21 protein-coding genes and 1 tRNA gene are annotated in these 26,762 nt (G+C 45.3%); 13 read left to right on the top strand and 9 right to left on the bottom strand.

Annotated elements, in window-relative coordinates; translation table 11 throughout:
• Positions 1 to 10: 10 nt before the first annotated feature.
• The 7 genes from NTX44_11665 to NTX44_11635 all read left to right on the top strand — a co-directional run bounded on the left by NTX44_11665 (position 11) and on the right by NTX44_11635 (position 4,891).
• A complete protein-coding gene (locus NTX44_11665; protein ID MCX6122256.1) occupies positions 11 to 547 on the top strand; it encodes a hypothetical protein in 537 nt (178 codons plus the stop codon).
• Positions 548 to 637: 90 nt separating this feature from the next.
• On the top strand, positions 638 to 2,071 hold the full coding sequence (locus NTX44_11660) for a Ni/Fe hydrogenase subunit alpha (protein ID MCX6122255.1): 1,434 nt from the start codon (positions 638 to 640) through the stop codon (positions 2,069 to 2,071).
• Positions 2,068 to 2,511 carry a hydrogenase maturation protease gene (locus NTX44_11655; GenBank protein MCX6122254.1) on the top strand — a complete coding sequence of 148 codons (444 nt, stop codon included), beginning with the start codon at positions 2,068 to 2,070 and terminating at the stop codon, positions 2,509 to 2,511. The genes NTX44_11660 and NTX44_11655 overlap by 4 nt, the downstream gene beginning before the upstream one ends.
• 164 nt (positions 2,512 to 2,675) lie before the next feature.
• Entirely contained in the window at positions 2,676 to 3,551 is an 876-nt protein-coding gene (locus NTX44_11650; GenBank protein ID MCX6122253.1) for an SPFH domain-containing protein, read from the top strand.
• Positions 3,548 to 3,751 carry an Arc family DNA-binding protein gene (locus NTX44_11645; protein ID MCX6122252.1) on the top strand — a complete coding sequence of 68 codons (204 nt, stop codon included), beginning with the start codon at positions 3,548 to 3,550 and terminating at the stop codon, positions 3,749 to 3,751. Before NTX44_11650 ends, NTX44_11645 begins: the two co-directional genes overlap by 4 nt.
• Before the next feature lie 44 nt (positions 3,752 to 3,795).
• A complete protein-coding gene (locus NTX44_11640; protein MCX6122251.1) occupies positions 3,796 to 4,347 on the top strand; it encodes a hypothetical protein in 552 nt (183 codons plus the stop codon).
• A 193-nt stretch (positions 4,348 to 4,540) separates the two neighbouring features.
• Positions 4,541 to 4,891, top strand: a complete 351-nt coding sequence (locus tag NTX44_11635; protein ID MCX6122250.1) for a hypothetical protein — start codon at positions 4,541 to 4,543, stop codon at positions 4,889 to 4,891.
• A gap of 164 nt (positions 4,892 to 5,055) precedes the next feature.
• On the opposite strand, the gene carB is transcribed toward NTX44_11635, so the two are convergent.
• The 9 genes from carB to NTX44_11590 all read right to left on the bottom strand — a co-directional run bounded on the left by carB (position 5,056) and on the right by NTX44_11590 (position 18,433).
• A complete protein-coding gene (gene carB / locus NTX44_11630) occupies positions 5,056 to 8,256 on the bottom strand; it encodes a carbamoyl-phosphate synthase large subunit (protein MCX6122249.1) in 3,201 nt (1,066 codons plus the stop codon).
• Positions 8,257 to 8,422: 166 nt separating this feature from the next.
• Positions 8,423 to 9,169: a nickel pincer cofactor biosynthesis protein LarB gene (gene larB / locus NTX44_11625; GenBank protein ID MCX6122248.1), complete on the bottom strand. Its 747-nt coding sequence runs from the start codon at positions 9,167 to 9,169 to the stop codon at positions 8,423 to 8,425.
• Positions 9,159 to 9,962, bottom strand: coding sequence for an ATP-dependent sacrificial sulfur transferase LarE (gene larE / locus NTX44_11620; protein MCX6122247.1), 804 nt, complete (start codon positions 9,960 to 9,962; stop codon positions 9,159 to 9,161). The genes larB and larE overlap by 11 nt, the downstream gene beginning before the upstream one ends.
• Positions 9,963 to 10,088: 126 nt before the next feature.
• Positions 10,089 to 10,730, bottom strand: a complete 642-nt coding sequence (locus NTX44_11615; protein MCX6122246.1) for an alpha/beta hydrolase-fold protein — start codon at positions 10,728 to 10,730, stop codon at positions 10,089 to 10,091.
• A 65-nt stretch (positions 10,731 to 10,795) separates the two neighbouring features.
• Positions 10,796 to 11,248, bottom strand: a complete 453-nt coding sequence (locus tag NTX44_11610; GenBank protein MCX6122245.1) for a co-chaperone GroES family protein — start codon at positions 11,246 to 11,248, stop codon at positions 10,796 to 10,798.
• Positions 11,249 to 11,331: 83 nt separating this feature from the next.
• Positions 11,332 to 11,562 (bottom strand): hypothetical protein, encoded by a 231-nt coding sequence (locus tag NTX44_11605; GenBank protein ID MCX6122244.1) that lies wholly within the window; start codon positions 11,560 to 11,562, stop codon positions 11,332 to 11,334.
• 68 nt (positions 11,563 to 11,630) lie between these two features.
• A tRNA-Pro gene (locus tag NTX44_11600) sits at positions 11,631 to 11,705 on the bottom strand.
• Between the two features lie 85 nt (positions 11,706 to 11,790).
• Positions 11,791 to 17,400 carry a pyridoxal phosphate-dependent aminotransferase gene (locus NTX44_11595; GenBank protein ID MCX6122243.1) on the bottom strand — a complete coding sequence of 1,870 codons (5,610 nt, stop codon included), beginning with the start codon at positions 17,398 to 17,400 and terminating at the stop codon, positions 11,791 to 11,793.
• Between the two features lie 55 nt (positions 17,401 to 17,455).
• Complete coding sequence (locus tag NTX44_11590) at positions 17,456 to 18,433, bottom strand: SPFH domain-containing protein (GenBank protein ID MCX6122242.1); 978 nt, start codon at positions 18,431 to 18,433, stop codon at positions 17,456 to 17,458.
• A gap of 590 nt (positions 18,434 to 19,023) precedes the next feature.
• Between NTX44_11590 and NTX44_11585 the strand changes: the two genes are divergently transcribed.
• The 6 genes from NTX44_11585 to priA all read left to right on the top strand — a co-directional run bounded on the left by NTX44_11585 (position 19,024) and on the right by priA (position 26,689).
• On the top strand, positions 19,024 to 19,590 hold the full coding sequence (locus NTX44_11585; protein MCX6122241.1) for a hypothetical protein: 567 nt from the start codon (positions 19,024 to 19,026) through the stop codon (positions 19,588 to 19,590).
• 211 nt (positions 19,591 to 19,801) lie between these two features.
• Positions 19,802 to 20,140 (top strand): P-II family nitrogen regulator, encoded by a 339-nt coding sequence (locus tag NTX44_11580; protein MCX6122240.1) that lies wholly within the window; start codon positions 19,802 to 19,804, stop codon positions 20,138 to 20,140.
• On the top strand, positions 20,137 to 21,363 hold the full coding sequence (locus tag NTX44_11575) for an ammonium transporter (protein MCX6122239.1): 1,227 nt from the start codon (positions 20,137 to 20,139) through the stop codon (positions 21,361 to 21,363). Before NTX44_11580 ends, NTX44_11575 begins: the two co-directional genes overlap by 4 nt.
• 161 nt (positions 21,364 to 21,524) lie before the next feature.
• The gene (locus NTX44_11570; GenBank protein ID MCX6122238.1) at positions 21,525 to 22,802 is read left to right on the top strand and encodes a 3-deoxy-D-manno-octulosonic acid transferase; all 1,278 of its coding nucleotides are present in this window, start codon (positions 21,525 to 21,527) and stop codon (positions 22,800 to 22,802) included.
• A 146-nt stretch (positions 22,803 to 22,948) separates the two neighbouring features.
• The gene (gene larC, locus NTX44_11565; protein ID MCX6122237.1) at positions 22,949 to 24,115 is read left to right on the top strand and encodes a nickel pincer cofactor biosynthesis protein LarC; all 1,167 of its coding nucleotides are present in this window, start codon (positions 22,949 to 22,951) and stop codon (positions 24,113 to 24,115) included.
• A gap of 27 nt (positions 24,116 to 24,142) precedes the next feature.
• Positions 24,143 to 26,689 (top strand): primosomal protein N', encoded by a 2,547-nt coding sequence (gene priA / locus NTX44_11560; protein MCX6122236.1) that lies wholly within the window; start codon positions 24,143 to 24,145, stop codon positions 26,687 to 26,689.
• The last annotated feature ends 73 nt before the right edge of the window (positions 26,690 to 26,762 follow it).

The raw sequence follows: 26,762 nt of genomic DNA, 5'->3' as shown, positions 1-26,762 counted from the left end.
ATAAATAATTATGAAACCAAGAGTAGCAACAGCATGGCTGGGAGGATGTTCCGGCTGTCATATGTCGTTCCTCGATTTAGACGAACGGCTTATCGAACTTGCAGACAAGATTGATCTTGTCTATTCTCCTATTGCTGATGTAAAAGAATTCCCACAGAATGTCGATGTCACACTCGTCGAGGGCGCAATTGCAAATTCCGAAAACGAAGAGATGGCGCACATCATTCGAAAAAATTCCCGCATTGTTGTAGCATTCGGTGATTGCGCAACGACCGGCAATGTGACAGCAATGAGGAATTCCATTCCGCTCGAAGAAGTTCAAAAACGCTCATACATCGAACTTGCAGATAAGAATCCCCAGATCCCGAACGAGTATGTCACCATTGCACAACTTCTCAAAACGGCTCGGCCTTTGCACGAAATGATCAAAGTTGATGTGTGGCTGCATGGCTGTCCGCCGACCGCCGACCAAATTTGGTTTGCCGTGAGCGAACTATTGCAAGGCAAAATTCCCGTTCTGCCGCCGGCATATTTACGGTACGGATAACCGGGGGCATGGAACAAATGCACGCAAAGCATGCATCTTTATGAGGCATTGTAAAAGTAAAAAATATTAATCGTATGAAATGAGAAAAATATGTCGAAAACAATAACATTAGCACCCGTGACGCGCATCGAAGGTCACGCAAAGATTACTATTCAATTAGATGATAACAGCGATGTCTTGGATGCCAGATTTCATGTAAATGAATTTCGCGGATTCGAAAAATTCACAGAAGGCCGTCTACTCTGGGAAATGCCCGGTATTACATCGCGTATTTGCGGTATCTGCCCTGCCAGCCATCTATTAACATCGGCAAAAGCCGGTGATGATATTCTTGCGGTAGAAATTCCGGAGACTGCTGAGAAATTACGCCGCCTTCTTACACTCGCACAGTGGCTGCAATCTCATGCGCTCAGCTTCTTCCATCTTTCTGCACCGGATTTCCTGCTTGGATTTGATTCCAATCCGGCAACGAGAAATGTATTCGGTCTTATCGCTGCCGATAAAGAATTTGCAAAGCGCGGTATTCGCTTGCGAAAGTTTGGTCAGGAGATCATCGAGATTCTCGGCAGCCGCCGCATCCACACACCATGGACAGTTCCGGGCGGTGTTCGTGAACCGCTCGATCCTGCAAAGAAAGAGTACATGCTCGGCTGGATTCCTGAAGCGAAAGAAACTGTCGGGCTTGCATTGGATGCGATAAAGAAAATCCATAAGAAGTTTGCAAAAGAAATTCCGGAGTTCGGTAACTTCCGCTCTCTTCTTGTTGGACTTGTTTCTAAGGACGGCGGACTCGAGTACTACGACGGCACTCTTCGCATTATGGATGGAAATGGAAATACTATTGCCGATAAATTAGAACCCAAGAAGTATTTTGAATATTTTGGTGAAGCAGTAGAGCCGTGGTCTTATCTGAAATTCCCGTACTATAAACCGTTCGATTATCCAAAAGGAATGTACCGGGTTGGCCCATTAGCGCGCGTAAATATTTGCGATTATATTGAAACACCGCTTGCAGAGGCGGAACGAAAGGTTTTTAAGAAGCTGAGCGGCAATGTTGGCGTCGTGAACAACTCCTTCTATTATCATTATGCTCGCTGCATTGAAATGCTCTTTGCGGTAGAGAAAATAGAAATGCTGCTGAACGACCCCGCGATTCTCGACACGAATATTCGTTCGCAGGCATCAATCAATCGCCTCGAAGGTGTCGGCTGTACTGAAGCGCCTCGCGGTGTCTTGTTTCACCATTACCACGTGAATAAAGACGGCGTTATCCAGAAAGCGAATCTCGTCATTGCGACAGCACAGAACAATATTGCGATGAATCGTACCGTCCGTCAGATTGCCGCGCATTTCATTGATGGTAAGAAGGGAAAAATTACAGAAGGTATTTTGAATCGCATCGAAGCCGGGATCCGCTGTTACGATCCGTGCTTGTCCTGCTCAACGCATGCGCTTGGTCAGATGCCACTGCATGTGGAATTGGTGAGCGCGAGCGGAGAGGTGCTTGACGAAGTTCGGCGATGAGTAACGTGCTCGTCATCGGGTACGGCAATACGCTTCGCGGCGACGATGCGGCAGGTGTTCATGCGGCCGAGTTGATTGCACAGCGTCATCCTAAAATCACTTGCGTTTATTTACATCAGCTTGTGCCTGAAGTAGCGGAACAGATCGCTGAATGCGACGTTGTTTTCTTTATCGACGCACAAAAAGATATCACAGAAGCGAATGCGCGGTTAATTGCACCGAGTGTTGAGGCCGATCAGCCGCGTACTCATTTTATCTCACCGGAATCTCTTCTTGCTCTCAGCCAGCAATTGTACCAGCATCTGCCAGCAAAGGCATATGTGGTCGGTATCCCCGCATCTCAATTTGAATTCAGCGAGGAGCTTTCTGCATCTACCAAAATTGGTGTCGACGAGAGTGTACAAATAGTAAATAAAATACTTAACGAATTTCATCTTTAAGTTACCTTATTTATTCTACCTGTTTCTTTCGTTATTTTTCTATCTTCCCAAATCTCTTAAAAACCCATATTTTAGGGCTCAAAAATTTCTTTATAATTTACTTGACAGTATGATATTATAATGATATCATTTTAATAGCACACATTAAGAAAGGAAAAACTGCTATGAAAACTGTTACAGAAATAAATGCAAAACGCATCAATGCATTTGTTGCGCTTCTCTTCGTTATCATTCTACTCGTTCTCAACGTTTACCTGATTTATTGGATGGCGGTTAAGGAAGCACCGGAATATCTTTGGATAGAGATCCCGCTCTTCATCGTTACATTGATATCCTTTATGGGATTCTTCATCGTCCAGCCAAACGAGGCACGAGTGCTTGTGTTCTTCGGAAAGTATATCGGTTCCGTCCGCGAAGCCGGATTCTGGTATGCAAATCCTTTTGCCGTAAAGAAACATGTTTCGCTTCGTATTCGTAACTTCAACAGCGAGCGCATCAAGGTCAATGATCTGCACGGCAACCCTATAGAAATCGCTGCGGTTGTTGTCTGGAGCGTTGTTGATTCAGCTCGTGCATTGTTCGATGTAGAGCATTATGAAAACTTCGTCGCTATTCAAAGCGAGACGGCGATTCGTGCGCTCGCTTCCGAATATCCTTACGACGCACCGGATGAGGATGTACCGTCACTGCGCGGCAGACCGCAGGAAATTGCAGAACGTATGAAACATCAAGTCCAGACCCGGCTGGAGATCGCGGGTGTTGAAGTGAACGAAGCTCGCATCAGCCATCTCGCTTACGCACAGGAGATTGCACAAACGATGCTGCGCCGCCAACAGGCACAAGCTATTATTGCTGCGCGCAAGAAGATTGTTGAAGGTGCAGTCGGCATGGTGGACCAAGCATTGAAGATGTTGAGCGAACAAAAGATTGTAACGCTGGATGAAGAAAAGAAAGCGACCATGGTGAACAACCTGATGGTAGCGCTTGTGTCCGAAACTGCCGCGCAGCCCATCATCAATACGGGCACCTTATATCAATGAGCGATAAGAAAAAATTTCTTTTACGTTTAGATGAATCACTCTATGCCGCCCTCGAAAAGTGGGCGGCAAGCGATCTGCGCAGCGTTAATGCGCAGATCGAATTTCTTCTTTCGGACGCAATGCGAAAAGCAGGTCGGTTGAAAGCACAGGATCAATTTAATGATAGCCGAGAGAATTCAGACCGAGCGCCCTCGGTTTAGAGCATTCGTGGAAGGAATTATTTAGAATGTATACTGGAGAAATCATGTCCTCAATAAACTTAGATAAAAAAACAATGCGTACGATGACCGCACTTGTTGACCACACATTGACTTGGGTCAAGCCGAGAATCTTTAAATCGGACTATGAATTGCGCTTTGGAGATGAATTGATTGCAACACTTCGCTTTCCAAAGATCTTTAGCTCAGCAGCAATCGCAGAGAACGGAGATGGCTGCTGGACGTTTAAGCGTGTTGGTTTTTTTAGAAAAAGGACGATCATCTGCCCTCGCGGTTCAGGCACCATTTTGGGAATATTCAAGAAGAATTCGTGGAAAGCAGGTGGTTGCCTAGAGCTTTCCGATGGCCGCAAATTTAAGACAATTGCAAATCTTTGGAAGAATACAATCGAGTTTCAAACTGATATTGGAGAAACATTAATTCATACTAAGACCAATGGTTTTTTCCGATTTTCCGCGACTGTACAGATGAATCGCAAATGTTTGCAAATACCCGAACTCCCCTGGATGGTGATGTTAGGATTGTATTTGATTGTTATGATGAGACGAGATGAAGCGTCGCATGCTGCGCATGGATAATTTTTTCGAACGTCCTTTTTGCCCGATGCAGGCCAAACATCATAGAATTATTGTTGATTGAGATTACAAAAAGCAGAGCGGTTGAAAAACAGGATGATACTCTAAGGAAATATAAATAGTAATAATTTTTTCATGTAATCGGTTTGTTTAGATATCGATAAAACGATATTTATTGAATGAAAGGGGGTTCGTTATGCGGATTAAAAATCTTTTTATAGGCTTTATTTTTACATTTCCACTTGTGCTGGTGGTAAGTGTTTGCGTGGGGTACGGGTATAACTTGTTCGTTCATAGTACAGGTGTTTTACCCTGGGCATCTTCTTTCCAGCTTGCGTTCATCTTTGGAATCGCATTACCATGGATTCATGAATGGGAAAAACATACTCTCCTTCGCCTGGATAAATCGCTCTATGCGGCATTAAAAAATTGGGCTATGGAGGATCATCGCAGCGTCAATGCTCAAATAGAGTTCTTATTGACTGATGCTGCCCAAAAAGCGGAAAGGTTGAAGAAACAGGAGACTGCAAGAAGGTCAGATGTATAACGATTGCGCTTTACCTTCGATACCATTACTGATTGAATTTATGAGAGGATGAAAGAACTCGTTATAGGTTTGACACGTTTTTTCAAAATATGTTGGACAAGAGAATATTCTGTCCAAAAAGATTTGATCATCCCGCTCAGCCGATATGTGTTACATATATAGTCTTATTTAATCCCAGCATGATATTCCTGTAATGATTTCACCTTATATGCCCCATGTATTCTTGCTTTAATTCCGATGGCGGCAGCGAGGGCGGCGGCAGTTGTTGTGATATACTGAATTTTAAATTTTATAGCATTCTTCCTGATATACGAATCGTCGTATTCACTCATCTTGCCGGCAGGAGTATTGACAACAAGTTGAATTTCCCCATTCTTAATAGCATCGACAATATTTGGCCTGCCTTCATAAACTTTCTTGATTGACTGTGATGCAATTCCATGTTCTTTCAAGAAGCGATGCGTTCCTTCGGTAGCAAATATTTTAAATCCCATTTCTTGATATTGCTTTGCTGGTTCCAGAATTCCCTGTTTGTCTCTATCTGCTATCGTAATCAGGATATTGCCTTTAATGGGAAGACAGAGTTGTGTCGCTTCCTGCGATTTGTAATAGGCTAATCCAAATGAATCTGCCAGACCCAGCACCTCCCCGGTGGAGCGCATTTCCGGACCGAGCACAGGATCAACTTCCGGAAACATGTTGAAGGGGAAAACTGCTTCTTTCACTCCAAAGTGATCAAACTTCCCGTTTTTCAAACCGCACTCTGACAATTTTTTACCGAGCATAATTTGCGTGGCGATTTTTGCCATCGGAATATTACAGACTTTCGATACCAGTGGAACCGTTCGTGATGCGCGTGGATTCGCCTCGAGTATATACACCTGGTCGTTGCAAATGGCATATTGAATATTCATTAATCCTACCACCTTTAATTCAATCGCTATCTTTTTGGTGTACTCACAGATTGTCTTGATGTGTTTTTCCGGAATGTTCACCGGGGGAATAACGCATGCCGAATCGCCCGAATGCACTCCAGCGTATTCGATGTGTTCCATCACAGCGGGCACGAATGCATCCGTGCCGTCGGAAATTGCATCGGCTTCGGTTTCAATTGCATTTTCGAGAAATTTATCGATGAGTATAGGCCGCTCCGGAGAAATATCGACAGCAGCCTTGACATACTGCAGCAGCATGTCCTCATCCAGAACAATTTTCATTCCTCTCCCGCCAAGAACGTACGAAGGCCGCACCATGAGCGGGTAACCAATTCTGCTTGCTATTTCGATGGCCTGTTCAAGCGTGCTCGCCATGCCGGATTCCGGCTGAGGAATTCCGAGCTTTTTCATAACCTGACGGAACAGATCTCTATCTTCGGCGAGATCTATTGCATTAACACTTGTCCCAAGGATTTTTACATTTGCTGCAGCAAGTTGGGTGGCAATATTGAGCGGGGTTTGTCCGCCAAACTGAACGATGACTCCTTCCGGTTTTTCCTTTTGATAAATACTGAGAACATCTTCAACCGTCAGCGGTTCAAAATATAATTTATCGGATGTGTCATAATCGGTCGAGACAGTTTCCGGATTACAATTGACCATAATCGACTCATACCCGGCATCGCGAATGGCGAAGGCGGCATGCACACAGCAATAGTCAAACTCAATTCCCTGGCCGATACGATTTGGCCCGCCGCCAAGCACCATGATTTTTTTTCTGCTGCTGACAGAAACTTTGTCTGGTGCATTATACGTCGAAAAATAATACGCTGCATTTTTCACACCGCTCACAGGCACCGGTTCCCATCCTTCAGCAACACCGAGCGATTGCCGCTTTTCTCTTATTTCTTTTTCAGAGAATGCTAATAATTTTGAGAGATACTTATCCGCAAAGCCGTCCTTCTTTGCCTGGATAAGCAGATCATCCGGCAGTCTCTTTCCTTTATATGTGAGGATCTTCTCTTCCAACTCGACCAGCTCTTTCATCTGCTGGATAAAAAAGTGCTTGATATATGTTTTCGTATGAAGTTCCTCGATGCTCGCGCCTTTTCTCAAGGCTTCATACATAATGAATTGCCGCTCACTGGAAGGATATTGAAGCATCGCCATGAGTTTTTCGAGCGGTTTCGTATTGAAGTCCTTAGCAAAACCTAATCCATACCGGCCGGTTTCGAGTGAACGGATCGCTTTCTGGAATGCTTCTTTATAGTTCTTTCCGATACTCATCACTTCGCCGACGGCTTTCATTTGTGTGCCAAGCTTATCTTCAAGCCCTTCGAACTTCTCAAATGCCCATTTGGAGAATTTCACCACAACATAATCGCCGGAAGGTGTATATTTTTCCAGAGTTCCATCACGCCAATAGGGAATTTCATCCAGCGTTAATCCGCCTGCGAGAAGAGAGGAAACCATTGCGATCGGGAATCCGGTTGCTTTCGATGCAAGAGCCGACGAGCGTGACGTGCGCGGATTAATTTCTATCACGACAACCCTGCCTGTCTTGGGATCGTGGGCAAATTGGACGTTTGTCCCACCGATAACTTCAATGGCTTCAACAATGTCGTATGAATATTTTTGCAGTTTCTTTTGCAGCGCGGGATCGATAGTGAGCATCGGTGCCGTGCAATACGAATCTCCCGTATGCACACCCATTGCGTCCACATTTTCAATAAAACAGACTGTGATCATTTGGTTTTTGGAGTCTCGCACAACTTCCAGTTCAAGTTCTTCCCAGCCGAGAACCGATTCTTCTACTAAAATTTGATGAACAAGGCTTGCCGATAAACCTCTCGCGGCGACGGTACGAAATTCTTCTAAGTTGTATACTAATCCGCCGCCGGTGCCGCCCATTGTATACGCCGGACGGATAACAACAGGGTATCCAAGTTCTTCCGCAACCTTTTCCCCATCCTCAACGGTATGAACGGCTTTGCTCTTTGGCATATCGATTCCCAGCCGCGTCATCGTTTCTTTAAACGCTGTACGGTCTTCACCGCGTTCTATCGCGTCGATGTTCACGCCAATAACCTTAACGCCATATTTTTCCAGCACTCCGTTTTTCGCCAGCGTCGAAGATAAGTTGAGCCCCGTCTGTCCTCCTAAGTTTGGAAGAAGCGCGTCGGGTCTCTCTTTTTTAATTATCTCGGTAAGCGCATATTCATTCAAAGGTTCAATGTAAGTGAAATCGGCCATGCCGGGATCGGTCATAATGGTAGCTGGATTTGAATTGACAAGTACAATCTTGTAGCCCATCGAACGCAATGCTTTGCATGCTTGAGTTCCAGAATAATCAAATTCACATGCTTGTCCGATGACAATAGGTCCCGATCCAATAATGAGTACTTTCTTTATATCTTCACGTTTTGGCATTTGTCTCCCTTATATCTAAAAAAATTGTTGGGGATGTCATTCCCACATGCCAAAGGCATCCCTTCGGGAAAAGCGGGAATTCAGAACAATAGCCTCCCGCGTACGCGGGAGTAACAAAATACCTCGCTGTTTGCGTCGAGGATTATTTATTAATTATGCCGAGCAGTTACGAAATCTTTAACGTAATAATTTTAAACGCTGCTGCCGCCGCTCCTACTCCATTATCAATATTAACAACCGCAACTCCCGGAGCGCAGCTCGTGAGCATTGCAAAAAGTGCCGTGAAACCGGAAAGTGCAGTGCCGTACCCGACGCTTGTTGGAAGTGCAATGATCGGCTGCGGATAAAGTCCTGCGATAACGCTTGGGAGAGCGCCTTCCATCCCCGCTGCAACAATAAGAACATCACAATCTCGCAGCTTCGTATCGTTCGCAAACAGACGATGAATCCCGGCAACACCCACATCAAAAACTCTCTGCACTTCTACACCGAGACTTTCTAACACAAGCGCCGCTTCTTCGCACGCTGTAATATCGGTCGTTCCAGCGGAAACAATACCGATTCGTCTTCCGGAAACGTGCGGCAACGGTTTACCGACACGGAAGGAGCATGCATCTTTTAAAAACAATCCCTGCGGAAAAGCTTTTTTCAGCTTCGGGAAAAATTCTTTCGGGCAGCGTGTACCGAGCACGAGTTTTTGTTTTGCATAGAGCGCATTTGCAATTGCGATAATGTGCTCTACTGACTTATTTTCGCAATAGATTACTTCAGGAATCGAAGTTCGATCACGGCGGGACATATCAAGCTTTGCATACTCTTCAATAGTGTGCAACGACGATGAATGAAGGTGTGCTTTTTTGTAAGAGGACGTGCGGTTTTGATGAATTGCCGAGCGGGATTTTTTATTTTGCATTCTGTACAATCTCCCGATTGAGCTTCCCGGATTTAAATCCTTCTTCATCTATCAGCACTTCTTTATATCCCAGCGATTTTAGAAAATTCTGCACATCATTGAATATTGTTGAAAGCTTTGCAATCGCCCATGCGTCTACCTCGATTTTTGCAGTTGTCTGAAAGTGCCGTACGCGCACATTCGTAAATCCTTTTTCTCGAATGTAGCGTTCCGCCTGTGCAATCATACTAATAGAAGCTCTATCGATCATTGTCCCATACGGAATACGTGAAGAAAGGCATGGCGCAGACGGTTTATCATGATTCGGCAAACCATAGAAAAGAGCGGCAGCGCGGACGTCCTGCTTAGTGAATTGGGCTTCAATCAATGGAGAATGAACTTGATATTCTTTTGCAGCAATTCTCCCGGGACGGTAATCACCGATATCATCTAAATTTGCTCCATCCAGTATGAACGGGATATTTTCTTTCTTTGCGATTGCGCCAAGCTGTCTATAGAGCTCCTGTTTGCAGAAATAACACCGGTTAACGGGATTCGCTGCGTAATTCTTTATCTCAAGTTCGTTGTATGCAATTTCCCGGAAATTGAAACAATGCGTTTCGGCTATTTTTTGTGCAAGATCGACATCTTCCGCTGTAATAGTATCTGTTGCCGCCAGCACAATGAGTGCATTTTTGCCAAGTACTTTATTGGCAACAAATGCAACAAGCGTCGAATCTACTCCGCCGGAATATCCTACGATCACTTTTCCCCAATTTTGTATGAGAGCCTCAAGCTGCTCTGTTTTTTGCATGAAGAACCTTTCTGTTTCTGAATTAATCTACGCAAAAAAGTTGAAAACTGCTTATGTGCGTCCTGTAATTTCCCGAGGGGATGTAGACAGCTACATAAAAATTATTCAGCGTGTATCATCAATGATTTAGATTTTCCGCTGCAACCAATCGGCAGCATCACTCAAACTCTCTTCACTGATAGTATGTTGAATAGGATATTCGCAATAGAAGACATCCGCCTTGGCATCCATGAACCGCTGATGTGCTTGCCTGCCAAACTCAACCGGAACAATTGGATCGTACGTGCCATGTGCAATGAAAAACGAAATTTCATCAAGATCATTCCATCGATATTTTAACGTATCCTCTTGCGGCAGCAGGCCGCTGTGCGCAACAACCCCCTTGAAGCGGTGAGGATTGGAAAGCGATACTGTCAGCGACATCATCGCACCCATGCTAAAACCAAATAAAAAAACGCGCTTTGAATCAACAGAATATTTTTGCTGAATGTCATCCAAACATTGAATGAGAGCACCGCACCCTTCCATAAGCTGATCTGTGTTCACTCCGTTTTGTTCGTCAAGATCAAACCACGTATATCCGCCATAAGGAAATCTGTATGGCGCACGAACACTAACAATGAGGAGCCGAGGATCGAATGCCGATGCTAAACCGAGAAGATCATTCTCGTCTGTACCACGGCCGTGCAGGAGAATGAGTGTTGGATACGGTCTTGTATCGTTACTGCTCAGCGGTGCGACTTTGTAGAAAAGTGATGATGCTTCCATAAGAACTTGATCAACAAGAAAAAGGCGGATTCAATGGATGAAAATAGCGGGGAGGATGAGACATACTATGACTGTTCCGATGAACGGATCAGTTCGTCAATGCCGCTTGAGCGCAGTAGTATTAATATAGAAGAATGTGAAACGATGAGATATTTTTCATTCTCGTACTCCACTTCGATGGCGGCATCGCGTAAGAAAATTGCGTAATCGCCTTCTTCGGCTTGCAAAGGTATGTACTTCACGGGATCTTTGTGAGTTGTTGACCATGATTCCTGATCCATGAACTGTGGATTCGGCAATGCATATCCGGGACCGGTGCGTACCACATATCCGCTCTGAACTTTGTCTTTCTCTTTCACGCCCGGAGGTAAATATAAGCCGTGTGCGGTGCGTTCACTCTCCTTATCCGGTGCAATGAGCACTTTGTCACCAACAAGGATTATTTTTTTGCGTGTTTTAATTTCCATTGTTTCACTATCTATAGACAAAGAGAGCACAGATGAATACTGTGCTTTCATACTGCGCTCTCTTATTTCAAACTATTTCTCCCGCCACACAATGGCGGGATTCTCAATTCGGCAGTGAACTTAGCTCGCTAAGTTTAGCCGAATTGGAAGTCGGGACGGCCCGCCTTCACTTCCGCCTTCATTGCATTCCGGCGGATAAATTGTTTCGGCGGGTAAACGGGATTTTGCGCCAGAGGCGCATGAGCCTTCCGCCCAAAAAATGGCGGACAAGTCGGCTCAGAACCCGCGATCCCCTTGTCCGAAATTGTCCCGCGAGTGTTTTTCAACGAGCGGTTGACAATTTCAGGATCCCGCATATTTTTCATGCGGGACACCACCTTTCAAACTATTTCTCCCGCCACACAATGGCGGGACACTCATAAATCTGATTTCGTCGGGACGGCGGGATTTGAACCCGCGACCCCTTGCACCCCAAGCAAGTGCGCTAGCCGGGCTGCGCCACGTCCCGAAATTGACCATACCATGATAATCACTTTTTTATAAGCTTGCAATTCAGAAGATGAAGAAGATTGTCAAAACAAAGCGATGGGCGGTTATCCGTTATCTCCGGTGAGGCGTGCAATCTGAAGCACGTAGAATCGGAGCAGTTTTTGTTTGTCGGCAGGAAGTGCTTGTTCTTCGATCCGCGCGATTTGTTCAACATCTTTCATCGCACGAACAATTGTCACCGGTACTTCTACCATGCCTTCGGACAATGACGAAAGATATTCCAGCGACGCCGCAAGGAATTGTCGCATCTCATCGTCCGCACTGGAAGCGCGGAAGAACTGCGAGAGATCGGCCGAAAGTTTCATGCCGTGAGCAGAAGCGGGAACGGTATTGAGCGGTTTTCCCGACGTGAGTGAATTGAGCGCAATGGCGAGCTCGGTAAAACTATGGACTTGCTGAAAGACCGGTTCTTCTAACATCTGCCAGATTTTTGCCCGCCAGTATTGTACATGCTCGCGAACGCCAATGATATTTCCAATCGTTGTTTTCCAACCGGCATCAATTGTTCCGTTGATACCTTCAAGAAATGTTTCAATGTTGATGTTGAAAATGTCTCTTTGCAAGAGCACAGCCAAATCAGGTCGCACGGTCGATAAAAGTTCCGGAAGGAATACGCCATCTTCAAAGAACTCGTTCACATCCACACCGTGGCGGCGAATCAATTCCTGTTGAAAGAGCCCAAGAAAATCGCCTAAGCTGTCATTATCCTCGCGCAATGCCAGGAATGCGGAATTTCCTGCGGGAAATGCCGGTTCGATTTTTTTCAGATATGTCAAATCTACATCGTGATACAGGCGGAGTGTTTGGAGAATTTCATACACAGGAAGCTGCGGCAAAATTCGATCTGCAATAAGCGTACGTGCATCACCATCTTTAAATTCCATTTGGGAAAACACATTCAATGCTCGGAATAATCCTGTCGTCAATTGATTGACACCCAGCACCATTGTCTGCGCTTGATTGTGCGCGATAGCGCGCAGCATACTGCCGTAGCGTGCCAGCGGGATGGTCTTCATAATTTTTTCTAATATTCTCTGCCCGCGATCAGTGTCTGTATCGGAACTCGGACGCACAGTCGGCCGATCGCGAAGTTGGGGCATGGTACGCGCGATAAAGTACGACGCGATATGCATACCGATCACGTCTGCATCCCGTCCGTATAAAATTTGCCGAAAATTTTCTGTGAGGATCGAAATAAATTGATCCACCACTGCATCTTTGGAGCCGAGCGTCAATCGCTCAATTTCCTGCGCGCCGCGTTCTTTCAACTGCAGGCGGCTTTCCACCAGCGATTCCGACGCCCGCAGCAAATCGCTTTGATGGATGGATTGAGATTCTTTGACATGATGAAGCACTTGCATCAATTCTTGTGCCGGCAGATAGCGTAGATGTTCCGAAAGCGTACTTTGAAATGTGCGAAGATCGCCGCCGACGAAAATTCCCATCAACGGTGTGGTTGCATATTCTGCACTCTTTCGCGCAGACGCCGGAAGATGCTGTGCAATGAGTTTCATTGCTGTGTGCGAACGGGTGAATGCCGGCTCGCCGGAAGCAGGTGCATAGTATCCACCTTGACGCTGCATCGGTTCGCCGCTGCCCATTTTAATACGTACACGGTCTGTCAGTCCTCGCTGTGCAAGCCATAACACAATTTCATTTTTCGCCTGTCGATAAGCCGCCGCACCCGCTGCCTGACCTACAGCTTGGCTTAAGTCAGAACCCGCAATAAATATTTCAGAAATAAATTCAGCAAAACGATCTTTCGTTTCTTGATCCACTCTTCTGCTTTGGTGCGCATAATCCCAGAGTTTTCCGAGATAAGTTGAAATACTATGAACTGAATCCAAATCTTCAAAAAGTGGAATCAGCAGAATTGATGGAAGCTCGAGATCCGGATGTTCGCGCAATGTATTCTCACGGCGCGCCCGCATTTTGCGATCTAATGCAATGAGCGCTTCCGCTTTTGTACACATACTCACCTGTAGTGCAAGTATGATCCCTGGATTTCCATACCGTGATGCGAGCACATTAATTTCATGAAGATTATGCACCGTGGTGTCAATAACGAACGGATCTTGCGCTGTAATCATCTTTTGATGAACACGCGGAGTAATGACCATACGCTGGAGAAGATCGCGGTAGAGGGATGCTTCGATGACAAGTTCGCGATTATCAAGATGCTGGCGAATGACTGGAATGAGCGTGCGAAGCTGTTTGCGCATTTGTTTGTTGAGCGCAAAATAATGCTCCATCGTTTCCCATCGCCGACGGCGGAGCTCCAGCATCTTCCGCTCCAAGCGATCATTATGATACCAAAGCAGTGTGAGCGGATCGCGTGCAAGATGAAGTTTCATGCCGATGTTCCGCACTTTTCCCGGTTTGACATTGAACGGAAGAACACCCCGATATCGTTTTTCAAGCTGCTGTGTCAGTATGGTGATGTCATTGAGAAGGTGTGTGAAACGCAGATTGTTTTCAGGTACGCGCTGCATTTCCATAAGAAGTTTTTGATCAAGTGAAATTCCTTTTTCGACCTGAACCAGACGAGACAACAAACGAGCCAGCCGCGAGACATTTTCAATTAATGTGGTTGCAACGAGACGGTGCCCTTGACCGGACGGCCTGTTGCTTCCATCCCAATCTCCCCAAAACGAAATAAATGTCCGCAGATTTTCATTGCCAAAGAGTGCTGCATAGTTTTCGCCATCAATGAGTGAATCCAAATCAAGAATCAGTTCTTTCGATTCCTCGCTCGAATTAATAGCAACATTGAGCGCATAATATTCCCGCAACAGTTCGTCCACAGCTGACTGTATGCGCCCTTCTGAGATTGAGCGCCGGCTGATGAGGTCGGAAATTATAGTACTAAAACAAATTTCTACTTGTATGGAATACCTCTGCGTCGGGTGGACAGTCCTGTCGTACATCCGAGAACGAAACGCTTCATCACGCAGCGGCAGCAAATCTTTAAAGAGTTCTCTTTCTAGACGCTGTGCAAGTGCGGTACCTCCATCAGCACGGGCTTGCTGAAGCAGTTCTTCGGCAATAACCAACCGATCGCGATACCGCTGCTTGAACAACTTTAACCGTTGAGGTACATAGTCGTTTCTGAATTCTGCAAGGTGATGCGCTGAATCAAATTCAGGCCCCATGCCTAACTTCACACGCTGGCTTTTTTCAAAAACTGCTTGTTCTATCTTGTTCCACTGGTCAAGATTTTTTCGTTCATCATCCGATCCTTGATAGCGAGGAAGGATACTCGGCAATCGCTTCCTATTATAACGCGCCGCTTCTTCTGCAATTAATCGATTTAAATCTATCAAGACATGACGAGTTTTCTTGAACAGAACTTCTGCACCGTCCACACCGCCAAGCGTTAGACGGAATGTTTTTCTTCCTGTCTCAAATCCATCTTCTGTATGCGCGAACGTCGAAAGAGGAAGCATGCCGATCCCGCGCCGCGCAAGTCCGGATGCGAGCCATTCCAAAGAAAGTCCGGCAGGCAGATGATCAATGACCAACAATGGGTACATACTTCCGGTAGGCGGAAGTATGTGAATGTGAAACGGATTACGATCTGCCGGCAATTTTTCAACCGCTTCGAGCAATGCTTCTGTGCGCTCAAGAAATATCTTGTTGCGCAAACGCCAATAGGAATTTACGACATCTGAATCATGCCGATAAAATAAATACGTCAGAGCAATAGCACCGATATTTGGTGCAATGAGACTATTGTGTTCGTTGAACTTTTTAAGCAGCACTTCATCTCGAATCTCCAGAACGGCAAGCCGCGCACCGGCAAGACAATCTGTTTTTGATACCGAGTGAACAGTGACTACCTTGTCCGCTTGCTTTTCTGTAATCTGAGCATTGTGCACAAGTTCTTGAGTTATCTGGCGAACGGTTTTGATAAAAGGAATATCTACCGACGGGGCAACATTTTGATACGAAAGATCATCGATGACATAAATATCGTTTTCCAGCAGCCAAGCGACAAGCGTTCGTATTGCCGACTCTTGAAATATGCGGCCAGTTGCATTGTGCGGATTGTTAATAACAACAGCACCATGGTTGTTCCAGAGCGGATCTGCAGCAAGTTTCTTTTGAATAGTCTGAATCATTGCATCAACATCAATTTCAAATTTCGGCGTAAGAGGGACAGCACATGTTGCCGGGAAACATTGTTCGTATGACCAGCTTAAATCTGGTACGATCACTTCTCGAATGTCGCAATGAAAGCCAAGCAATCCCAATGCTGTGCGCGAAGATCCACTGACAACAGTGCAATGCGTCAGTTTGTATTCCGGATGGTGCTTGACAAAAACATGTAATAAACTCGCCTTGAGTTCCTGCTGCCACGATGAAGAGTCAATGTTCGCTATCAATTCATCCAGCAGCATTTTAGAATTCGTTCCTGCGAACTGATCGGAAGTCGGAATGAATCGATGTGATTCGAGGTGCTTGACCAGATGTTCTACTTTATCCGAAATCGTACCAATGCGCTGCTCCACAGCATTCGCCCGAACATCAACTCCATGGAGCACCCGCTGTTCAAACGAATGGGCGTGCATCGAAAGGGTATGGCCTGCAAGTCCCGTGAGTGTAATTCCTTCAGATGGCGGATGAATTGAGATGTGTGTTTCTTTTCTTTCGGCAGAACGTAATGCATTTGGATGATTCAGTACATACGTGAGCAATTCTATTTCCGATGCAGACGGTGATCCTTTGAGCTGAAAGTGAAAAGCTTCAAAGACACTCAGAATTTCTGCGGGACCCGCTAAGAACATTGTCGACAACGCCTGAAACTTCTGAGAGAATATTGCAGGCGTCAACAAACGGAGAACCCGATGCACAAGTTTTGCTTCTCGCGCCAGCGAAAGATGGTTCGGTGTATTGTTGGCTTCGATGAAAAATAACGGATGCTCAATACTGAGAGAACGCAGCAAGCGGCGAGTTTCCTCGCCCAGTTCTTTTCCGATGACAAGAAATGTTGGACTGGTGTCGTTCTGTGTAAAGAATTTTTGCAATTGAATAACGAGTTCAGGCTCAGATGCCGAGAGCCGGCTGAAGCGCAGCGCCGTGAAGATTGCTTCATCAGTCGGCGAAGCAACTTCCCATAAAAATATATGTGCCGGTCGATGCACGATATATAAGGAAAGCGCATGGTAAAGAACGCGAAGCGTTTCGTACACACCGCCGGTCGCGAGAACAATCTCTCTTTTTCCTGACGTTTTACCGAGATCATACGACAGCGGTTCCTGCTGATTTTGAAGCCATGCAGTAAATGCCGTTATCAGATCGTTTGGAGCATTTCTGGAGAAACCGCCGCGCGGAGAATACGGACAGCTTTTTTGAATCAGGCGTTTGAGAAATTCGAGAAGCGGTTTGTCTGTCTCATGCCACTCGATGCGTTGAAGAATGGCATCGGTATCTTCACCGTCCAACTCTTCGCGCTGCACATCGATGTCCAGCACGATGCGGAGATATGCCGCCATCAGCCGTGCATCCTGCACTGGATTGCCGATGTGGAAATTGACGCGATCTTCCGGTGCTGTTGCCGACGACGACGTTGCCTCGCTAATTTCTGAGACGCGGGCAACTTTTAGCGGCTTCAACTGGAACAATGTACGTAAATCAGAATGCTGTGTCTGCAAGGTTGGCGCCAGAGCATTGAGTGAATATAATCTCGTTTATTCGTTTCGAACGAGATTATTTCGCCTGTCTCTTCTCCTTGATGCTGCGGTACGAATCAAGCGCATTTTGTAAAATATTTTGGAACATACCGAACAACTCAGAGCCATGTGCCATGTCCTGCGGTGAAAGTGAAACAACCGTTCGTGCATTTTTCAATCCTTGGCTTGCTTCCGCCAAACGTGCTGCCTGTGGTGTAAGCATCAAGAGCTCTGGACTGCTCTTCAACATTTCCAATTCTTCTTTATCAAACTCCAAACGTTTGCGGTTTCTTTTTAACTCGTCGTTGATGCGTAAATCATTCAACTGTGCTTCACGCTCCCATTGGCTTTTCTTGAGGTCGTACTTCTTCATCTCAAGTTGATTTTCTAATTGAGAAATCTCTTCATCTGCTTTCAATTTTGCTTTTGTACTGGCGATACGCGCTTTCTGATTTAAGATTTCCGTTTGTTCAAGAATTCTTGCCTGCTCTTGTTGTTTCAACGCCTCCGATATTTGCGGATTCACCGGCTCGAACGAAAGAATTGTCAGCGAAATGACTTCTATGCCCAGGGCTGCTTTGCTTGCCTGAACTTCTTTATGCAGGTACTCATGAATTTTTTGCGAAGAGAGTTCTTCTATTTCGAATTGCTCTGTAAAACCCTTCACATATCCCTGCAGAACCGTTTCCAATTCTTTTGCAGCATGTGCAACCGCTTCGGTGCTCCATCCGCCGACGCGAATGAGTTCTGTCAAATGTCCGGAAGCTGCAGCAACCGTCGCCGCTAATTTTACCTTAATATCGATACCGCCTTTGGCAGTCGCGTCAACAGTTAACTGAAATGAATGCGTTGTCCGCTGCAGCAACAGACTGAAGTGCCTCGGATAGAACCGCCTTTTCCGAATCGCCAAACCGTCTTTCGTTTCATAGAGAACAATAAAATCTGGTTTGCGAATGCGATATTCAAAAGCAGCCGCACTAATGAGAATAACAACAAAACCAATGACGAATTCCATGATTCTTTAGTCTCCTTCGAATAAGATGTTCGATGATATATTCTACTATACCAAGATACAATATTCACCAAAATAACGCAACGCAAGCTTTACGATTGCTTGCAAATTATCCTATGAAACAATTATAGAGGAACTTTCTGTAATTCGATTATTTGATTTAGATACTTTTTCTGTATGTTGACGTGTGTAGATATTCTATTGGGAATCACGATTTAAACACCGAATTTCATGACTTCTTGCGAGGTATTATCAAGCACCAGTATCCAATTGGTTGTCATTTCGCTAGTCTCAGGGCAGCTGGATACGAACAACACCAAGGGGCCTTGAAGCTCTCTCAAAAACAGACAGGTGTGATTGTGCCTTTCATACGGCAGCAAGTAAAAATTTGAACAACGAATAACTATGCAATTATTAACATGTAACAGAATCTTTGCATTGTATGTATTTCCCAGACTTGTTTTATTGAAAAGAAAGTAAATGGACGCCAACTAGATGACCTCATCTCATCACTTTTTTGTTCTATAAAATGAAGCTGTATATTTAGGGTAAAGATAATTTGAATACACTGATCTCACCTTATCAGGATGATTATGGAAAAAGTCAAGATTGTTTTGTACTTGGTTTTCGTTCTGCTCCTTTGTTATCTCACTTTTTCTCTTGCAACAGATTACCAGCAGAAGGAAACACGCATTCATTGTTCGTTTATTATTTGGGTCATCGATACAATTGATCTCTTCATACATGAAACCGGCCATCTTGTGTTTAAAGTATTCGGCACATTCATGGGATTTCTTGGAGGATCCTTGTTTCAAATACTTATTCCCTTCGCTGCGGTTGTTGTATTTGCACGATCATCCTGGCGTTCACTTCCATTGACGTTCTACTGGACAGGACAAAGTATAGTAAACGTTTCTATTTATATTGGCGATGCACCTTATCAGCGCCTGCAATTGATTTCACGCGGCGCTATTCATGACTGGCGCTGGCTGTTCAATTATACAGGATTGATGGAATACGCTGAAGCCATCGCCGCAGGAGTAAATGTACTTGGTCTCATAACGTGCGTGGCTGGAATTGGAGTCGGTTTCTATTATGTTGTTCACACAGCAATTCAATTATCTTCGCAAAAGAAATTGCCACCTCACAAGGAGAACTGACGTTTAACATATTCTATCCTCTCGTATTTTCATTTCAAACTATTCCCTACCTATTCAGCGCTTACAGGTTGTCGACCGAAAATATTAATATCGGTTAATCTCAATAATTGCCTTGATTAATAATTATATTTATATATATTACTATAATAAGTAAGGTGTATTTCAGCGTTACCATTACTTCGCATATATTGAATACAATAACGGGAGTTCAATGAAAAAAATAGAAGCAATACTTCGTCCCCATGCTGTGGACGACATTCGAGCAGCGCTCCTCGAAGCGGGATTCCATGGAATGACCATGACGGAAGTCAAAGGCGTTGGCAGACAAAAAGGACACACGGAAGTCTATCGCGGAGCGGAGTACCAGGTAGATTTTTTACCAAAGGTTAAATTAGAAATTGTAACATCAGATGAACGCGTGGAAGATGTCGTTTCCATTATTATTAAGAGTGCAAAATCTGGTAAAATTGGGGACGGGAAAATATTTATCTTGCCCGCAGAAGATGCTATACGAGTACGAACTGAAGAAACGGGGGATGAAGTGCTATGAAAATAGATACAGGCGATACGACTTGGATGTTAGTTTCCACTGCACTTGTAATGCTCATGACACCGGGATTAGCATTATTCTATGGCGGTATGGTGCGCCAGAAAAACGTCCTTGGTACAATTATGCAGAGCTTTGTTGCGCTTGGTGTTGTCACTGTGCAATGGGTGTTGATTGGTTATTCACTTTCATTTGGCCCAGATATTCATGGAATAATCGGCAATTTGCAGTGGTTTGGTCTACAAGGAGTAGGGCTGGAGCCCAATCCAGAGTATGCAGCAACCATTCCCCATCAAGCATTTATGATGTTTCAAATGATGTTCGCGATCATCACGCCCGCTTTGATCTCAGGTGCGTTTGCCGAACGTTTTAAATTCAGTACCTATTTGGTCTTTGTTATTCTTTGGTCAACTCTTGTGTATGCGCCACTTGCTCACTGGGTGTGGGGAGTTGGCGGATGGCTACGGTCGTTGGGAGCATTAGATTTTGCAGGTGGACTTGTAGTACATATCAGTTCTGGTGTGTCTGCTCTTGCTGCGGCAATCATCATCGGAAAGCGTAAAGGTCATGGTCATGAACATATGCCTCCTCACAATTTGACCATGACATTACTTGGTGCAACGCTGTTATGGTTCGGTTGGTTTGGATTCAATGGAGGAAGCGCTCTTGCCTCTGGTGCGCTCGCAACGTCTGCATTCTTAATGACTCATATTGCAGCTGCATCAGCGACACTTTCGTGGCTCATTGTGGAATGGAAACATCGGGGCAAACCCACACTTCTCGGCGCGGCTTCAGGTGCGGTTGCGGGTCTGGTTGCAATTACGCCGGCATCCGGTTTTGTTGGTCCGCTTGCCGCACTTACAATCGGTATTGGTGCAGGTGCTATTTGTTACTTCGGCGTGAATATCAAAAATTTCTTCGGATATGATGATTCACTCGATGCGGTCGGTGTTCATGGTGTCGGCGGAACATTTGGGGCACTTGCAACGGGTCTCTTTGCATCGAAGGCAATCAATGCCGCCGGAGCCGATGGAGCATTCTTCGGTAATCCGTCTCTCTTGCTTGTCCAACTCTTGAGCGTAGCAGTAGCAATCATATATGCATTCAGTATTACATGGATCATACTTAAAATACTTGATCGGACAATGGGATTGCGCGTCCAAATCGAGGAAGAAGTTGAAGGTTTAGATCTCAGTCAACACGGTGAAAGCGGTTATATTTTCTAGTGAAATCGGTTTGGGGCGTAGCTATGGCAGCGCCCCATTTTTTTCTTTTCTTCTTCAAGTAAAATTCAAAGTTATCCTGCTGTAGTTCCTTTCTTGCATTTCCATCAAACTTTCTCTACCATAGTTCCGAAATTTAGTTTCAACCACTTATTTGCAGCATAATGAAAAAAATCTGGTTCAGTCTCTATAACATAGCCTTCATACCGTTCTTTTGGACTCTCATTCAAATTGCTGCAGTATTTAACACGAAAATCCGGCGGGGCGTGAAGGGACGAAAGGGGTTGTTTGAAAAAATTGAACGCGACCTGTTAAAACTCACATCGAAACAGAGAGTATGGTTCCATTCATCATCGATGGGAGAATTCGAACAGGCAAAACCTATCATCGCAGCACTGCGGAAGAAATACCGCGACATCAACATCATTGTCACATTCTTTTCACCATCCGGCTATGACCATTCAAAAAATTACAAACTTGCCGATATCATCACGTACATCCCTTTTGATACAAAAGCAAACGCACACCGTTTCCTCGATCTCCTGCAACCAACAGCAGCTGTGTTTGTACGGTATGATGTTTGGCCAAATCATTTATGGGAATTGAACGCGCGAGGAATTCCAGCATTCATTGCAAATGCCACCATGCGCACAACATCAGCACGATTCTATCCACTACTGAAAAATTTCCATCGTTTGTTATACAATAATTTCACGTCCATTCTTACTGTCTCCGCTCAAGATGCTGACGCCTTCGCTCTCTTCAGATTGACTCATCCATCGGTCGAAGCTATCGGTGAGACTCGGTACGATCAGGTTTGGCAGCGCAGTGCCGATGCAAAGAAGAGGCATCTCATTCCGCCTGCCATTCTCAAAGGGAAAAACCTTTTCCTTGCCGGCAGCACGTGGCCGGAGGATGAGGAGGTTCTTATTCCCTCAATCAAAAAAGTTCTTCAGTATGATTCAAACGTGCTGGTGATTCTCGTGCCGCACGAACCTACAGAAGATGCACTGGAAGATGTTGAAAATAAACTTGGTTCAAAACCACGCTCGATCCGCTTTTCCAATCTCAATGACTATGCCAATGAACGCATCATCATTGTCGATAGTATTGGCATTTTGATGGCGCTGTATCAATACGCAAATGTAGCGTATGTCGGTGGAAGTTTCCGGCAAGGCATCCACAACGTACTGGAGCCGGCAGTGTACGGCATTCCTGTCGTCTTTGGACCAAAGCATACAAATTCGCAAGAAGCAATGGAACTCGCTCGGCGCGGAGGCGGTTTTATTGTGAACGATCAGCAGGAATGTTATCGCACGCTTCGTATATTGCTTGACGATAAAAAGGCAAATACTGCCGCTGGAAAACAAGCGCTGATGTTGGTGGAAGAAAATATCGGCGCCACAGAACGATTCATCCAATGCTTGGAAAAAAGCCTGTAAGCCTATGCGTCGTTTCCGCCAGACGCGGATGTACTTCCGGCGCAGAATATATGAGAACAATAAAACATCGAGATAAAAATATAACATATCAATTTAAAATATTACAATCACTCAATTTTGTCATCACCAATTAACTGACTCACTCAATGAAAATTGCTTATTTCGATACTATTGCCGGCATCAGCGGAGACATGACGTTAGGTGCCCTCATCAGTGCTGGTGTTTCGTTCGACGAATTGAACACAGAACTCCAAGCACTTGGCATCGGCGGATTTGAACTGCAAGCGCGGCATATTGAACGCAACGGGATGGTCGCTACAAAAGTGGATGTCGTTATATCAGAGCAGCCGCATTACCATCGGCATCTGAAAGACATCGAAGAACTAATCGATAACAGTTCTCTCACTAAAAATGTCAAAGAGCGATCAAAGAAGATTTTCAGAGAAGTGGCAATTGCCGAATCAAAAGTTCACAATACCCCTATGGAGAAAGTACACTTTCATGAAGTCGGTGCTATTGACTCTTTGGTTGATATCGTTGGTGTTTCGATTTGCTTAGAAAAATTGGGTATTCAAGCTGTCTATTCATCGCCGGTAAAAGTTGGCAATGGCGGCATGGTAAAATCCCAGCACGGCGCTCTTCCAGTGCCGACACCGGCAACGATGGAAATCTTAAAAGACTATCCTATTCTGCTGACCGATATTCCTTTTGAATTGACGACGCCTACGGGGGCAGCCATCATCAAAGCGCTTTCAGTAGGCATATTAACGATAGAACAAATTCAGGTATCTGCAATCGGGTACGGCGCGGGCGGACGTGAAATTGAACAACTTCCGAATTTACTTCGCGTGTTCATCGGTCATCTAGAACCGAATTATATCGCCGATGAAATTGTTAGCATCGAAACGAATATTGACAACATGAATCCTGAAATTTATCCATACGTTATCGAAAAGCTTATGTCTGCCGGTGCAAACGATGCGTATTTAATACCGATCTTGATGAAGAAAGGCCGCCCTGGTATTATCCTTTCAGCGCTTGTTGAACGCGCAAAAATTGATCGGATTCTTGAGATCTTTTTTCGCGAGACAACGACACTCGGCGTGCGCATTCAACCGATCGAGCGTAAAAAACTTCCACGCGGTACAAAGCAGGTGCAGACGCATTTCGGTATTGTTTCCGCTAAGGTTATTATCGTAGACGGCAAGGAACAGCTGCGGGTAGAATTTGAAGAATGCAAACGCATCGCCGCAGAAAAGAATATGCCGCTGGGCGAAGTGTATCGAAAATTGGAAAAGGAACTTGGCAGTTAATCTTCACTGCTCTTTGCAGGTCCTTCATTGCAATCATTCTTAGTCGATATTGCCCTGCATATCCCGCTCGACCGTACATTTACCTATCTTGTTTCCCCGGAGCTTCAATCTTCTGTTGCCATCGGTAAACGCGTGATGGTTCCGTTCGGCAATAAACATCTTACGGGTATCATCGTTGGATTGCCTGCGTCGACAACCGTTCCCGGCCTGAAGCCAATCAATGATGTTCTTGATGTGAAACCGACTTTTTCACCGGAACTTCTCGCGCTGACAAAATGGATTGCGGAATATTATTTGGCACCATGGGGCGAAGTGCTCAGAGCCGCAACACCGCAGGGATTTTCGCGGGAAAGCAAAACGATGGTTCATCTTCTATCGCAAAATGTCGAAACACTTTTACAAGCAACAAAAAAATCTGCGCCGCGGCAAAACGCAATTTTACAAGCGTTAAAAAGCGGCGAAACACTTTCCTTGTCCCAGCTTCAGACAAAAGCACGTGCAAAAAGTCTTCACGCTGTCGTCAACGAAATGCAGCAGCGCGGGTGGATTTCTGTGGAAGAAGTAATAGAAAAGCAGAAAGCAAAACCGAAGAGTGAACGGATTGTCAGTTTTACAGCTGACGGCATGAAGGTGCTTTCGGATGAAATACGCAAAGCAATTTTTTCTTCGAAGCAGCTCCTTCTCCTTGAAGCGCTTCAGAAAGAACTACTACCTGAAATCAACGCAATCGGTCTCAATTTCTTCTTAAAAAAAAGCAATGCATCGCTTTCTTCTCTTAAGACATTAGTAAAGAACAACATCTTGCAGATTTCTGAGCGCGAAGTATTCCGCCGCTCAGAGTATGAACCGGACAGTCCACCGCCGGATATTATACTCAATGTGAACCAGCAGCATGCACTCAACGAGATCATGAACGCGACAACGGCAGGCAAGTTTCGCGCATTCCTTTTACACGGCATCACCGGCAGCGGTAAAACGCAAGTGTATATCGATGCCATTCGCCGTGTGATGGCGCTCGGTAAGACGGCCATCGTGCTGGTACCGGAGATTTCTCTCACACCCCAGACAGTGCGGCGATTCAAAGCACACTTTGGAAACGATGTTGCGGTTATGCATAGTCAAATGTCGATGGGTGAACGATATGATGCATGGCGGATGGCACATCAAAACAAAGTAAAAATAGTCATTGGGCCCCGATCGGCAATTTTTGCACCGTTAGAGAACATTGGACTTATTGTCGTGGATGAAGAACACGACGGCTCGTACAAACAATTCGATACCACACCACGCTACAATGCCCGCGATGTTGCAGTGGTCCGCGCTTCGCATATCAATGCGGTCGTCGTGCTTGGTTCCGCAACACCATCAGCAGAGAGTTTCGCGAATGCGCTTCATGAAAAATATTCGTTGCTTGAACTTCCATACCGCGTTGATAACGCCCAGCTTCCCACTATCGATATTGTTGATATGGCGAAAGAACGACGCGCCGTCTATGACGATCTCAAAGCAGAAATCAAAAAAAGCGGAAGAGAATTTCCTAAACGACTTCCATACTCCTCTGTCTCACGGTTATTGCAATCTCAAATCTCCAATCGTTTGGAAAAAAAAGAAGGAATCATTCTACTTCAAAACCGTCGCGGCTTTTCGCACGTGATGGAATGTTTCGACTGCGGATTCGTTGAAAAGTGCGACAACTGCGAAGTATCGCTCACGTTTCACACTACGAAAAAACATCTTCGCTGTCACTACTGCGGCTTTGTCAAGAAACCTCCAACTGTTTGCCCAAAATGCGGGAGTATTGAACTACGGATGCACGCTTTCGGTACCCAGCAAGTACAAGAGGAATTGCAAGCGCTTTTCCCGAAGGCGGTCATTCTTCGGATGGACCGCGACACCACGAGCCGCAAAGGTGCGCACGATAAAATATTGCAGCAGTTCGGAACCGGTAAAGCGGACATTCTCCTCGGCACACAAATGGTAGCAAAGGGATTGGACTTTCCGCGTGTAACACTGGTCGGCGTTATTTCTGCCGATACTCAGATGCTGCTGCCTGATTTTCGCGCGTCGGAATCTACATTCCAATTATTGACGCAGGTATCCGGGCGTGCCGGACGAAGCAACCTTGCCGGCGAGGTAGTTATTCAGACCTTGCAGCCGGATCATTACAGTTTGAAACATGTCGTTACGCACAACTTCCACGGATTTTATCAAGAGGAATTAGAATACCGGCGCGAACTAGATTATCCGCCGTTCTCCCGGATTGTCCTGCTAGAATTTTCCGGCGAGCGGGAGAACGAAGTTCAGCACCATGCGAAGAAATTCACCGAATACCTCGCTTCGCACAATCAACAGAAGCGGTTCATTATTCTTGGTCCTGCGGATGCTGCTATTCCAAAAATTAAAAACGTTTTCCGCAAACATGTTGTCATCAAAGATTTAAAAGAGAACGATCCTTCCGGTACGTACCTTCGCTCCGCGCTTCTAAAAACGAAAGCACAATTCGACGCATCGCCGCTTGCCGCCAACAAAAAAATCAAAATGATTATCGACGTGGACCCGCAAGGAATGATGTAGGTACAAAATTACAAGCGTTTGTTTTGCCTTTTGTGGACTGAAGTCATTGTAATATGGAGAAGAGGGTTGGAGA

This window comes from Ignavibacteriales bacterium (assembly GCA_026390575.1).
Classification (GTDB): Bacteria; Bacteroidota; Ignavibacteria; order UBA10030; family UBA10030; genus Fen-1298.
Note: the sequence above shows the minus strand (reverse complement) of the source record. Positions and strands in the feature narration are given on the sequence as shown.

Coding starts and splice junctions, on each gene's coding strand:
- NTX44_11665 (MCX6122256.1), top strand. CDS start 11: ATGAAACCAAGAGTAGCAACAGCATGGCTGGGAGGATGTTCCGGCTGT.
- NTX44_11660 (MCX6122255.1), top strand. CDS start 638: ATGTCGAAAACAATAACATTAGCACCCGTGACGCGCATCGAAGGTCAC.
- NTX44_11655 (MCX6122254.1), top strand. CDS start 2,068: ATGAGTAACGTGCTCGTCATCGGGTACGGCAATACGCTTCGCGGCGAC.
- NTX44_11650 (MCX6122253.1), top strand. CDS start 2,676: ATGAAAACTGTTACAGAAATAAATGCAAAACGCATCAATGCATTTGTT.
- NTX44_11645 (MCX6122252.1), top strand. CDS start 3,548: ATGAGCGATAAGAAAAAATTTCTTTTACGTTTAGATGAATCACTCTAT.
- NTX44_11640 (MCX6122251.1), top strand. CDS start 3,796: ATGTCCTCAATAAACTTAGATAAAAAAACAATGCGTACGATGACCGCA.
- NTX44_11635 (MCX6122250.1), top strand. CDS start 4,541: ATGCGGATTAAAAATCTTTTTATAGGCTTTATTTTTACATTTCCACTT.
- carB (MCX6122249.1), bottom strand. CDS start 8,256: ATGCCAAAACGTGAAGATATAAAGAAAGTACTCATTATTGGATCGGGA.
- larB (MCX6122248.1), bottom strand. CDS start 9,169: ATGCAAAATAAAAAATCCCGCTCGGCAATTCATCAAAACCGCACGTCC.
- larE (MCX6122247.1), bottom strand. CDS start 9,962: ATGCAAAAAACAGAGCAGCTTGAGGCTCTCATACAAAATTGGGGAAAA.
- NTX44_11615 (MCX6122246.1), bottom strand. CDS start 10,730: ATGGAAGCATCATCACTTTTCTACAAAGTCGCACCGCTGAGCAGTAAC.
- NTX44_11610 (MCX6122245.1), bottom strand. CDS start 11,248: ATGAAAGCACAGTATTCATCTGTGCTCTCTTTGTCTATAGATAGTGAA.
- NTX44_11605 (MCX6122244.1), bottom strand. CDS start 11,562: ATGAAAAATATGCGGGATCCTGAAATTGTCAACCGCTCGTTGAAAAAC.
- NTX44_11590 (MCX6122242.1), bottom strand. CDS start 18,433: ATGGAATTCGTCATTGGTTTTGTTGTTATTCTCATTAGTGCGGCTGCT.
- NTX44_11585 (MCX6122241.1), top strand. CDS start 19,024: ATGGAAAAAGTCAAGATTGTTTTGTACTTGGTTTTCGTTCTGCTCCTT.
- NTX44_11580 (MCX6122240.1), top strand. CDS start 19,802: ATGAAAAAAATAGAAGCAATACTTCGTCCCCATGCTGTGGACGACATT.
- NTX44_11575 (MCX6122239.1), top strand. CDS start 20,137: ATGAAAATAGATACAGGCGATACGACTTGGATGTTAGTTTCCACTGCA.
- NTX44_11570 (MCX6122238.1), top strand. CDS start 21,525: ATGAAAAAAATCTGGTTCAGTCTCTATAACATAGCCTTCATACCGTTC.
- larC (MCX6122237.1), top strand. CDS start 22,949: ATGAAAATTGCTTATTTCGATACTATTGCCGGCATCAGCGGAGACATG.